This window comes from Pedobacter sp. FW305-3-2-15-E-R2A2 (assembly GCF_038446955.1).
GTDB lineage: Bacteria > Bacteroidota > Bacteroidia > Sphingobacteriales > Sphingobacteriaceae > Pedobacter.
The window spans coordinates 840,098-852,243 of sequence record NZ_CP151803.1; the positions used below are offsets into that span (position 1 = coordinate 840,098).

The 12,146-nt window shown below is 41.5% G+C and carries 11 protein-coding genes; 9 read left to right on the top strand and 2 right to left on the bottom strand.

The window, feature by feature from the left end; genetic code table 11:
- The first annotated feature begins 19 nt into the window (after positions 1–19).
- The 9 genes from AAFF35_RS03280 to AAFF35_RS03320 are packed head-to-tail and all read left to right on the top strand — an operon-like array spanning position 20 to position 9,498.
- On the top strand, positions 20–1,261 hold the full coding sequence (locus AAFF35_RS03280) for a polysaccharide pyruvyl transferase family protein (RefSeq protein ID WP_342330977.1): 1,242 nt from the start codon (positions 20–22) through the stop codon (positions 1,259–1,261).
- On the top strand, positions 1,254–2,591 hold the full coding sequence (locus tag AAFF35_RS03285) for an O-antigen ligase family protein (RefSeq protein ID WP_342330979.1): 1,338 nt from the start codon (positions 1,254–1,256) through the stop codon (positions 2,589–2,591). The genes AAFF35_RS03280 and AAFF35_RS03285 overlap by 8 nt, the downstream gene beginning before the upstream one ends.
- A complete protein-coding gene (locus tag AAFF35_RS03290) occupies positions 2,588–3,847 on the top strand; it encodes a glycosyltransferase (protein WP_342330980.1) in 1,260 nt (419 codons plus the stop codon). Before AAFF35_RS03285 ends, AAFF35_RS03290 begins: the two co-directional genes overlap by 4 nt.
- A gap of 11 nt (positions 3,848–3,858) precedes the next feature.
- The gene (locus AAFF35_RS03295; RefSeq protein WP_342330981.1) at positions 3,859–4,701 is read left to right on the top strand and encodes a glycosyltransferase; all 843 of its coding nucleotides are present in this window, start codon (positions 3,859–3,861) and stop codon (positions 4,699–4,701) included.
- A gap of 35 nt (positions 4,702–4,736) precedes the next feature.
- Positions 4,737–5,843, top strand: a complete 1,107-nt coding sequence (locus AAFF35_RS03300) for a glycosyltransferase family 4 protein (RefSeq protein ID WP_342330983.1) — start codon at positions 4,737–4,739, stop codon at positions 5,841–5,843.
- Positions 5,844–5,882: 39 nt separating this feature from the next.
- Positions 5,883–6,965 (top strand): glycoside hydrolase family 99-like domain-containing protein, encoded by a 1,083-nt coding sequence (locus AAFF35_RS03305; RefSeq protein ID WP_342330985.1) that lies wholly within the window; start codon positions 5,883–5,885, stop codon positions 6,963–6,965.
- Between the two features lie 13 nt (positions 6,966–6,978).
- Complete coding sequence (locus AAFF35_RS03310; protein ID WP_342330987.1) at positions 6,979–7,674, top strand: acyltransferase; 696 nt, start codon at positions 6,979–6,981, stop codon at positions 7,672–7,674.
- Positions 7,667–8,353 carry an SGNH/GDSL hydrolase family protein gene (locus AAFF35_RS03315; RefSeq protein WP_342330988.1) on the top strand — a complete coding sequence of 229 codons (687 nt, stop codon included), beginning with the start codon at positions 7,667–7,669 and terminating at the stop codon, positions 8,351–8,353. The genes AAFF35_RS03310 and AAFF35_RS03315 overlap by 8 nt, the downstream gene beginning before the upstream one ends.
- A gap of 38 nt (positions 8,354–8,391) precedes the next feature.
- Positions 8,392–9,498 carry a DUF1972 domain-containing protein gene (locus AAFF35_RS03320; RefSeq protein WP_342330990.1) on the top strand — a complete coding sequence of 369 codons (1,107 nt, stop codon included), beginning with the start codon at positions 8,392–8,394 and terminating at the stop codon, positions 9,496–9,498.
- A 14-nt stretch (positions 9,499–9,512) separates the two neighbouring features.
- Here AAFF35_RS03320 and AAFF35_RS03325 read toward each other — a convergent pair whose 3' ends face one another.
- Positions 9,513–11,042: a capsule assembly Wzi family protein gene (locus tag AAFF35_RS03325; protein WP_342330991.1), complete on the bottom strand. Its 1,530-nt coding sequence runs from the start codon at positions 11,040–11,042 to the stop codon at positions 9,513–9,515.
- Between the two features lie 22 nt (positions 11,043–11,064).
- Positions 11,065–12,144 (bottom strand): mannose-1-phosphate guanylyltransferase, encoded by a 1,080-nt coding sequence (locus AAFF35_RS03330; RefSeq protein ID WP_342330992.1) that lies wholly within the window; start codon positions 12,142–12,144, stop codon positions 11,065–11,067.
- Positions 12,145–12,146: the final 2 nt, after the last annotated feature.

Consider the following 12,146-nt stretch of genomic DNA (forward strand, 5'->3'; position numbering starts at 1 on the left):
ATATTTTAATTTTTAAGTGATGAGCAATTTAAAGCAGCAATTTAAGGGGTTATATGTTGAGTTTTTCTGGTCTGTGGCCTCTTTTTGTTCCCTTTTTATAAAAGCGAATAAGACGGCAAACAAAATTTTAGTGCTGCCTGCTGCGAACCTGAATGGTGGTTTTGGGGAAGACATTATGATCACCAGTTTCATGAACAATTTCGCAAATGGTACGCCGGTCTGCATCTTAAACGGATACAAGATCATTCGGGAAGATTATAAGACCATCAATAAGAATATAGAATTTATCGATGGCTTTGACGACCGGGTTAATTTTCTAAAACTCCTGTTCCTGATTAAAAACTGTTCGCTGGTCTACGTGATTGGCGCGGACATCATGGACGGAACCTACCGGGTTCATAATTCGATCAATAGGTTAAGGGTCATTGAGCTGGCAAACCGCATCGGGGTAAAGGCGCAGATTTCCGGATTCAGTGTGAGTAAAAACATCCTTCCGGTGGTTAAAGCTAAATTCATTAAGGTAGCGAAAGACGTGAGGTTAAAAATCAGAGATGTGGAATCCTATGTGAGAATGAAAGATTTTATTCCCGCAGAACAGTTGATCTTAACCAACGACATCGCTTTTATTTGTCCTGATGTTCCGGAAAGTTATCAAAGTAAAACCTATGAAGATTACAAAGCGTGGGTTGCGGCTGCGAAGGTAAAAGGGAAGTCAATCATCGGCGTTTGTCCCAATGCAATCCAGGCGAAGAAAATTGGATTTGAGAATTATTTATCGGGCTTTAAGCAATTGCTGGAAGGCTTTTTAGAAGTTGGGGATTATGCTTTTGTTTTTCTTTACCACGACATCAGGCCGATTTGTGACGAGGCGAGCGACAGCACCTTCAGCCGTATTCTGAATGAATACTTTGGGGCTAAATCTGTCGATTGCTTTTATACGGACCAAATCAGGAATGGGGTAGAGCTAAAAGGTTATGTTTCCCTGGTTGATTTTACCATCACGGGAAGAATGCATTTAGGCATCTCGGGGCTGACGTTCTCTAAGCCGATGTTTGGTGTTTCCTATGCGAATAAATTCGAGGGAATGGTAAAGCTGTTCGATGTAGATCCGAATAGCTGCCTGATTGATTATGATAAGCTTAGCGAATCAAAAGAGAAGATCAGACTCTTCACTAAAAACTTTGCAGCGATAGAAAACAGCGTTAAAAAGAACATACAGAAGGTTAAACTAGAAACAAGTAATAATTATACCCATGGGTAAAGGGATTCTATTATTTATTATAATCTCCATTTATCTTTTCAGAACGGTTATCCTTAAGACTAAAAAAAAGGATACTAAATTTTTATGGGTCAGCTTTTTTATATTCTGTATCCCCTTTGAATTTGGAAAAGCCCTGAATACGCCAAAGCTGAATGATATTGCAGGCACCGTACAGCCGATCTATATCATTTCCTTGTGTATTGGGTTGATTGTTGCTGTGCTGCCCTATGCAAAAAGGAGGTTTATAAATTATTCCTTTAAACTCAACCACTGGGGCAATGGCTTTTGTGTGCTGTTGATCATCTCTTTTCTTAACCCTTATAATTCCTTTTATACTGGAACCTGGGTGTTGACTATCTTTTTTTTATCAAATATTCTCTTATTCAAATTGCTGAGTAGTTTTCTGGATAAGTCTGATGTGGTGAACGGACTTTTTGATGGATTAAAATGGCTGGCTTATACCCAGTTTTTCCTGGCCATCTGTTTTCCTGTTCTTGGGATCTCGGCGGTGACAAAGCTGTTTCATGAATCCGCAGAAATCTGGGCAACCCGGTTGGATACCAGGAGCGGGGCGGTCGGTTTCTTTAATCACCCGGGAAGGCTGGCCCTTTTTATGGTCGTTGCTTCTTCCTTTTTTCTCGCTACCTATTTGTATAATTTTAAGAGAAAGGCAAGCGCCATCTGTTTAGGGATTTGTATCCTGACATTGTTCTTAACTTATTCCAGGACCTCTTATCTTGCTTTAATTATTACGCTTTTTTCCTGCTACTACATTGATAAGAATGCCCATAAAAATATCTTTTCCGTCGGTAATATTTTGAAATTTGTAGTGCCAACCGTATTGGCGCTGGTTTACCTGATTGCCTACTCTCCCTTGAGTGAATTGTTCCTTCAAAGCGACTCTTCGGATCAGTATGACAACAGAATGGTGCACTGGTTAATGGCATTCCATATTTTCGAAACCTCTCCAATCATTGGTGTCGGGCTGAATGCCCACCTTTCTTACATCTCACAACATCTGGGGATTGTAAGTCAGGTCACCATGGACGACTTCTTTTCGGTCAATCCCATACATAATATTCATTTGATCATCTTGAGTGAAATCGGGATTGTCGGAATCCTTCTATGGGTCTATTTTTTATTTGGTAACATCATTAAAGCAAAAAAAGAAATTAAAGAGGGACACAATGAAGTGCTGTCTCTCACTTTAGTCGGCCTCTTTGTCGCTTACATTATCTATGGTCTAACAGGTTGGGCTCCCTTTTCAACAGCCATTTTGCCAATATTTCTTTTTATCACTTTTTTTTCAATTAAATACAGAGACCAATGAGGAATATACTGATTGTTACCCCCTATATGCCATTCCCTCTAAATTCTGGTGGAAGAATAGCTCAATTTGAATTCAATAATGAATTGCGTCATCAGTTTAAGGTGACCATTGCTTTTACAATGAAGCCCGAAGATCAAAAAGATCTTGAGGAGCTGAAAAAATTATGGAAAAATGTAAATTTTAAACCTTACCTGATCACGAAGAAAACTTTTTCCGATAAACTGGGTTCCGTCTTATTTCGTTTTTCTGAGTTTTTTAACCGCTTAATTGGTAAAGGCGTCTTTTTCTTTGGTTGTAAAACCAATCTGGACAAAATGCTACAGCAAAATACCACCCTCTTCAGGTCGAAAAGCTTCGGATTTCCAAGAGGATTTATTGACCATTTCAGAAATGTCTTACTGGAAGATAGTTTTGAATATGTTCAGGTAGAATTTCACCAGCTGATCTCCTTTGCCAAATATATTCCCAGAAGTTCTTATCGCATCTTTGTACATCATGAACTCCGGTTTGTGCGGGAGAAGAGAGAGCTGGAACTCTTTAGCTTCAAATCCGGATTTTTAAACCGGATATATCAGCGGAATAAGAAGTTTGAATTGTCTGCTCTGGAGAAGTTTGATATGGTATGTACGCTTTCCGATGTGGATAAGCTGATCTTAGAAAAAGATATCAAAAAACCACTTTTAGTCTCTTCTCCGGTTCCGATTAAGGCCGGTAAATCAGCAAATGATTTTTCATCTGCGAATAAGCTGGTGTTCCTGGGTGGGGAAGATCATTTCCCCAATAAGGAGGGGGTAGACTGGTTTTTGATGAATTGCTGGATGCCTTTGAAATCAAAATATCCGGATTTAAAGTTATCTGTTATCGGTAAATGGCATCAGTCTACGGTTGACAGTTATGCCGGACTGTTGGATGCGGTAAGCTTCCCGGGATATGTAGAGCAACTGTATGAAGAATTAACAGACAGCATTTTTATAGTTCCGATCCGGATTGGCAGCGGCATCAGAATGAAAATTATTGAGGCCGTAAATGCCGGCATCCCATTCGTATCTACCGAAGTTGGCGTGGAAGGACTCTGCTTTAAAAACGGACATGATTGTCTGATTGGAAATACCCCTCAGGAATTCTGTTCTTCTATTGCAAAAATTTTAGAGAGTAAAGATTTAGGACATCGGTTGATGACGAATGCCCGAAACACGTTGAGCGTAGAGAATTCCTATGAGAAACTGATTGACCGAAGACTGGCGATTTACAACTAAGCGGAAAACAGATGAAAGCTATGATGAACAAGGGGGAGTCCCTCAAACCGAAATTAATTGTTTTAGTGGTGCTTTATAAAAAGACAATTTCAGCATCTCCAACAATTAGTCATTTGTTATTGCAAAATAGAACACTGTTTGATCTGGAGCTGGTAGTTTGGGACAATAGTCCTGAACCTTGTCCGCAGCAGGAAGTTGCAGCACTATCAGCAGCCTTTGATCAATTTCAATACATCTCGACTCCTGAAAATGTATGGTTGTCGAAATTATACAACCAGGTCCTGCGTTCCAATACTTACGATTATGCCTTATTGCTGGATCAGGATTCTGAATTTCCTGAGTACTATTTTGATAAATTAAATGCTGCGGTCCTGGGCTTCCCAAATATTTCTCTTTTTCTTCCCATTGTGATGAACAATAGAAAAGTGGTAAGCCCGGGTTCCTTTGTTTATTTCAAGGGTAAACACTGGAAAAAGATACAGACCGGACCGATCCCTGCAAAAAATGTCCTGGCCATCACAAGTGGCATGGTCATTTCCGTTAAAGTATTTCTTGCCCATCAGATGAAATTCGACGAACGATTGAACCTGTATGGCATTGATACAAGTTTCATGTTGAGGTTTTCAAAGTTTGAAAAACAATTGTATGTCCTGCGGATAAAATTTGATCACGATACCGTGTTGTGGTCTAATCCTTCTGCGGATGTCATGTTAAGCCGCTTTAGGAATTTAAAAGGAACCTGGCCCAAAATCTTGTCAGACCGGCCTATGGCACTTTTCCTGGCTTATTTTTATAGTAAAGCGGTTTCCTTAAAATTGGCGTTAAAATATCAGGATATGAGGTTTTTAAAGTAAAACTGCTTCATAGCCATTAAACAAAATATATACTGATGAAGATAATTTGTGTACACCAAAGTGCGGATATGTATGGTTCTGACAGGAGCTTTTTGCAGGTCATAAAATACCTGAGTCAGTCTGGCGATTATAAAAAAATAACCGTTGTCCTTCCGCGTACCGGGCCATTGGTCACTGAACTGGAAAAATTAAATGTTGACATCAAATACCTGACGCTTTCTTTATTGAGCAAGACTTATCTGATGAAATTGCAATGGGGAAAAATCATTTTTCCTTTATTTCAGTTTAAGGCAAAAAAGAAACTGTTCAATGAATATGATGTGGTGTATGCCAATACTTCAGTGATTTTGGATTTTTACCTGCTCGCTCCTTTTCTTCATCAAATGAAGATCATCCACATCAGGGAAATCCCCGGTAAACTTTTGGGTAAAATGCTGTCTTTGTTTCTTAAACAAGCAAAGTCGAAAATTATCTTCAACTCTCATTCCACATTGAAAAGTTTTGAGAAGCTGAATAATAGCGTGGTGATTCATAATGCATTTGAAGGTTTTGAGCGGGAAAATACAGCAGAAAGAGATAGCACGCAAGATAAACCGCTTCGTGTTTTGCTGATCGGCAGGATCAATGGCTGGAAAGGACAGGATTTTGCAATCGAATCTTTGGTGAAGATGAAATCATCTCCAGTCTTGCTGAGAATTGTAGGCAGTACTTCTGCTGGAAATGAAGATTTGGTTCTGCAACTCAAGAAAAAAGTCGAAAATCTGGGTTTAAGTACGCAAGTTGAGTTCTTAGATTTTGTTTCAGATACCGCCGAAATCTATGCCTGGTCTGATGTGGTGATCGTTCCAAGTATCAAGCCGGAACCTTTTGGGAGAATTGCCATAGAAGCAATGAGCTTATATAAACCTGTGATCGCTGCCAACCACGGGGGATTGCCTGAAATTATTGAAGATTCAGTGAATGGGTATTTATTTGAACCCAATAACACCAGTTCATTTGTTAATGCTTTGGCCAAATATGCGGACGATAGGGCGCTGTTGGAGCGTCATGGGAGGAATGCCAAAAGATCATTTGATGAAAAGTTTTCCTTAAATGGTTTCTACAAAAAGTTGGATTCTGTCTTTAAAAATGAAGTCGTTTGAGTACTTGATAAGATCGTTTAACAAATAAACCCGGAAACAATGAACAGTAAATCAGGTATCGGATTTTTGCTTTTAGCAGGATTATTGGGAATGTTTAGTCCTAAAGCCAATGCTCAGGATAAGCCTTCCAAAGAACTGCTGATTGGTGCTTATTATTTTGATGGCTGGACGGGGAAAACCAATCACATCACCAGGTCATTGACGGAGAATTTTAAAGGAAGGGAGCCGATATGGGGTTGGGTGACCAGTAAGCCAGAGATCATCCAAAAGCAGGTGGATGCAGCGGCAGAAGCAAGCATAGACTTTTTTAGTTTTTGCTGGTATGATTCCGCTTTGTCTAAAAAGAATATGGAAGATCCCCGGAACAATGCACTGAACTTATTTATCCATGCGAAGGATAGAAAGGGGATGAAGTTTAACTTGCTCGTGGCAAATCACTTTGGTTATTTGATTGGCCCTGAGGATTGGGAGCGGGTTTCAAAAATATGGATTACGTTATTTAAAAATGAAGCTTACCTGAAATTTAAGGAGAAGCCTCTGATCACTTTCCTGAGCTTAAGGATGCTGATCAGTAAATTTGGTTCTGCAGCAAAGATTAGAGTTGCATTGGATAAATTGAGAGCAGATGCAAAGGCTAAGGGTTTGGAGGGCGTAAGTATTGCCGTGTGTGTGGGCTCGAAACAAGCAGATGCTGATCTCGCAAAAGCGGCCGGTTTTGACCTCTTAACGGGGTATAATTATCATGATCAGACTTTAATTGCGGGGCAATCCGTAAGTCCGATCACTGCTTTAAGCCCAAGGGAACAATCGGTTTGGACCAGTTTCCTAAGACTAGGGATGCCTTATATGCCCGTGAGTACCCTCAATTGGGATCCACGGCCCTGGGACGATACGAACAAAGTGAAAAAAGCTTTTCCCCATTTTGATGGTTATTCACCGGCTTCAGTTTATCAATCTATAAAAGGGTTGAAAAAATGGACGCTGGAAAATGATCCTTCCGGTTCAGCAGATCATATCGCAATGATCTATGCCTGGAATGAATACGGGGAAGGGGCCTGGCTCACTCCCTCTGTACAATACCAAAACAAATTTTTACGTGCGGTTAAGGAGGCCTTGAAATAAACAAAATATATTGATGAAAAGACTATTGCAAACGATTATTAAAAAGAGAAACCCTTCTTTTCAATTTGATGAAAACCTGAGCAACCGTACCTTGTTCAATCTGATCCTGAATAAAAGCTTTGATCTTTTGAGAGGTGTGTTTTTTCTCTTGTTTCATTTGAAAAAGCCCGGACTTATCTTTGTAGGAAGGGCCGTAAGGTGTTTCAATAGCCAGAACATTCGCTTCGGGAAATGGGTGAAGATTGATTATGGCGTATACCTGAGTGGTCTCGGTAAAGGGAAGCTGATCATTGGCGATTCATCCGGAATAGGTGCTTATTCACAAGTCATCATCTCGACCTCCTTTAACAACCTGGGAGAATACATTCACATCGGACATCATGTAGGGATTGGCCAGTTTGCCAGTATCGGAGGTTCCGGTGGAGTTTCGATTGGGAACAATACCATAATCGGACAATATTTTAGTTGTCACCCTGAAAACCACAACTATAGCGATCCGAATAAACTGATCAAAAATCAAGGGACTACGCGTTCCAAGATCAGCATTGGCGACAACTGCTGGATCGGTGCCAAAGTGACCATCCTTGCAGGGGTTTCTATCGGCGACAACTCCATCATAGCCGCAGGGGCAGTGGTCAATAAAAGTATGCCGCCAAATTCAATCATTGCGGGTGTTCCTGCCCGTGTTATTAAAGGGATATATGATTAGAAAGACTTTTTTAACCGTTCTGATGTTAGGGGTTACCTTATCCGGCTATAGTAGTCAGCGGGATTCGATCCCCTCAAGGGTATTAATTCTGGGAAACAGCATCACCTGGCATGGTGCCAAAGCGTCGGTTGGCTGGGCAGGAAATTGGGGCATGGCGGCAAGCAGTGCCGAAAAAGATTATGTACATCTCCTGGAGTCCAGGATAAAAAATGACCATCCCAATACGAGTTTTAAGGCCGGTAATATCGCTGCTACTTTCGAAAGGCAATTCTGGAACTATAATGTCAGTGATTTTAAGGATTTCAGCGACTTCAATGCGGATTTAATCCTCCTCGTGATTGGCGAGAATATCAACGATGCAATGGCAGTTAAAAATGGTCTGGACCATCACCTGGAGCAATTGGTACGGGAGCTCTCCACAGGGAAAAAGCCAAAGGTCTGTTTGGTGGGGAGCTTTTGGCCCAACCAGCATATCGATCAGATCATGAAAACTACGGCTGAACGAAACAACTGGCTGTACGTAGATCTTCAGGGGCTTTATCAGGAACGGAATAAGAATACAGCCATTCAGCAGTATGCGGATAAAGGCGTCGGAATGCATCCTTCTGATCTTGGAATGGAAGGTATTGCAGACAGGATCTGGAATGGCATACAAGACTTCTTTAGGAATCAGGAATGAGACCTTTAAAATAATACGAAAAAAAGAAATACATACTGATGAAAATAGCAATTATTGGAACCCGGGGCATTCCAAACCACTATGGGGGATTTGAGCAATGTGCAGAATATTTAGCGCTGGGTTTAGTAAAAAGAGGACATGAGGTACTGGTTTACAATTCCCACAACCATCCTTATCAGAAAGACCAGTGGAATGGGGTGGATTTACGCCATTGTTATGATCCGGAATATAAATTGGGGACAGCCGGACAATTCATTTATGATTTAAACTGTATCCTGGATGTCAGGAAACGCAAATGCGATGTGATCCTTCAGCTGGGTTATACGAGTGGTTCCGTTTGGGGCTGGCTGCTGCCAAAGAAGGTGGTCGTGACCACCAATATGGATGGATTGGAGTGGAAACGAACTAAATATTCCAATAAAGTAAGAAAGTTCCTGCAATGGGCAGAAAGCCTGGGCGTAAAGTATAGCGATCACCTCATTTCGGATTCTATTGGTATCCAGGATTACCTGAAGGAAAAGTACCATGCGGATTCTACTTTTATCGCCTATGGGGCAACATTGTTTAAACAACCTGCGCTGCAGGCCCTTGAAAATTATGAGATATCTGCCCATCAGTACGACATGCTTATTGCCAGACTGGAACCGGAGAACAGCATTGAGATCATCCTGGATGGTGTGGTAAAAGCAGCGGTCGGCCGTCCCTTTTTGGTGATTGGTAAGCATGAAACGGAGTATGGTAATTATTTAAAAGAAAAGTATTCCGGCTATACTCAAATCCGCTTTATAGGAGGAATCTATGACATTGCTATTTTGAATAGCTTACGCTATTATTCTAACCTCTATTTTCATGGGCATACTGTGGGTGGGACAAATCCATCGCTATTGGAAGCAATGGCCTCAAACAGCTTAATTTGCGCCAATGACAATCCTTTTAACAGGTATATCCTGGGCGAAGATGCGCTTTATTTTAAAGACGACAAAGGCGTTGCAGATCAATTGAACAAGGTGAAGTATGAGGAGGATAAATACCAGTCCATGCTTCAGGCAAACAGCGATAAAATCACGAATATCTATGATTGGGAGTTGATCGTAGACCAATACGAAAAACACCTTTCAGAAGTGAAAGGTGTTTTAAACAGGTAATATTTGGTTAGTTTTTATTGGAATTCCTTTTTCAGTTTAAGGATTAATCCTAAGGAATTATTTAAGAGTTTTCCCTGATCAAGAGCGGTTGCAAATCCTGCGCTGTAGCCGTTCTTCAGCTTCTTCGTACCTTCCAGGTAGAAGGAGAACTGTTCAACAGGTTTGAAGATATTCTTGGTTTGAGGATTTCTGATATGGCCGGTCGAGCTTCCGTAAATGCTGGTTCCGAAAGTTCCATAATTCTTGGAATAACTAAGTTTGGTCATGAAGTTCCAGCTGTACAATCTCCCACTCAATCCGGCATGTAGGGCAACGACCCTGTTGTTAATAAAGTAGTCTGCATTTTTTATGGCTTGTCCGCTTCTGGCATCATGCCTCGGGGTAATTAATGGATTTCCTAAGCCAAGGCCATTGTAGGACCAGCCTTTCACATAATAGAAGTTATTGTAATAATCTTCATCTCCGGATTTTGTAAAAGTTGACCAGGGGTACCCGGCCTGGTCTTTAGAATAAAAGAGTTCAAACAAAGCCTTCTTCCAGACAAATGCGCTGGTATTGTCCTCGTATTTCTTGTTTTCAAAACTAATGCCGTTCAGTCCGTCGTTGATGTTTCCAAGCCTGGATAATGCACCTACGTCGTAAAAACTTTGGCGATAGATCATGACCTTAACCGCATTGAAATTATAGGCCATTCCAAGGTCGATAGAGCCTAACTGGTTCCCGATCTTTGAAGTAGGTACACCTTTAGTCCCATATCCTTTGCCGGTAACCACGTAAAAAAAGGTTTCTGCGGGCGAGAGTTTGAAATTAGGACCATAAGCAGCCTGCTCATTTCCCCAGAATACCTGATGGTTGAAGCCTCCATAGAGTTCCAGTTTCCAGTCTGCTTTTCCTAACCTGATGTACAGTGATTTCTGATGGAAATAGCTTTTAGGCCTTCGGTCATTAATGTAATAGGTGATTTTGGAAGTAGGAGAGATGCTGTCCAGAATTTGTGTTCTGCCCAGCCATCCATGCACAAAGTTTCCCTTAACGGAGAATAAGCCACCGAAAACGGGAACCCTGTAATACTCAGGGATGGAAAGTTCCAGCCTTGGGATTCCGGCAGCATTACCGGAAAGGGCAAAGTTACCAGAACTCAATACCGTGTCTCCATTGAGGCCCATCACCTCTTTTGCCCGGCCTGCTTTGAACTGAAACACACCAAGCTTTACTTTTGCATAGGCATCAATGAGCTGAAGGTTGGACCCTTTGCCTGCATTTGCCCTTCCTTCCAGGCCAAAACCCCAGTCTATCAGTTTAGACTTTTCGTAGTCTTTATAAGCCCTTCCGATGAAGGATGCCGATGCACCGGAGAGGGGAACAGCGCCAAACTGATTTGAGCGCATCCAGAAGGGAACCACATTTTTTGTGGTTCCAATGGCCTGGCCTTCTATTTCATATTTAATCTGAGGTCTTTGCGCATCAACCTGACTGGAGAACGTCAAAAGAAAAACAAGAGCGGAGAGCGCGTGTTTTACTGGTTGTATGCGGTTGTTACCCATAGTAGCTGTTTTTGATGTGGATTTAAATAAAACTATCTCCGAATTCTACCGTCATTTGCCTGACTACCTCCTTAATCTCCTGCTCCTGGTCTTTAGGGTAGATGAGTAGTGCATTGCCATCATCGACCACAATAAAGTTGTCGAGGCCCCGGATGACAGCCAGTTTGTTTTCATTGATATGAATGATGCTGTTCTGAGTGTCTTTCAGGTCTACCTGCTTTGCGGCAATGACATTGTTTTCGGAATTTTTCTCTGCAGCTTCATGTAAGGAAGCCCATGTTCCAAGGTCAGACCAGCCGAAGTTTGCCGGAATGGTGTAAATATTGTCTGCCTGCTCCATAACGGCATAGTCTATGGAAATGTTCGGAGCGTTGGCATAATTTTTATCGATGAATGCGCGCTCCTGTGACGTGTTGTAATGGGCTTTTCCGCTTTCAAATAAATCATGAATGACCGGCGCATATTTTTTTAAAGCACCGATGATGGCACTGGCTTTCCAGATAAATATTCCAGCATTCCAGAGGTAATTTCCATCCGCCAGATATTCCTGAGCCTTTTGAAGCGTCGGCTTTTCTTTAAACTGCGCTACTTTATAAATGCCATTTTCAGTTTCTTCTCCATATTGAATATATCCATATCCGGTATCCGGCCTGATCGGGCTAATACCGAGCGTCACCAAAACCTCATGTTGTTGAGTATAAGCTAAAGCGAAGCGAAGCCGTTCTACAAAAACATCTTCAAATAAAATGAAATGATCGGATGGGGCAACAATCAGATTGGCATCAGGGTTAAGTGCAGCTAGTTTGAAAGAAGCGTAGGCGATACAGGGTGCGGTATTGTTTCTGCTTGGTTCACAAATCAGTTGATCAGCGGAAATCCCTTCCAGCTGATCCAGGATAATAGCTTGATATTGGCTGTTGGTGACAATAAAGATATGCTCAGCGGGGCATATCTTCAAAAAGCGGGAATAGGTGATTTGAAGGAGTGATTGTCCTGTTCCTAAAATGTCCAGAAATTGTTTCGGAAAATGGTCACGGCTCTTTGGCCAGAAGCGGCTGCCAATGCCGCCAGCCATAATTAATACATAATTGTTTTGATCCATGA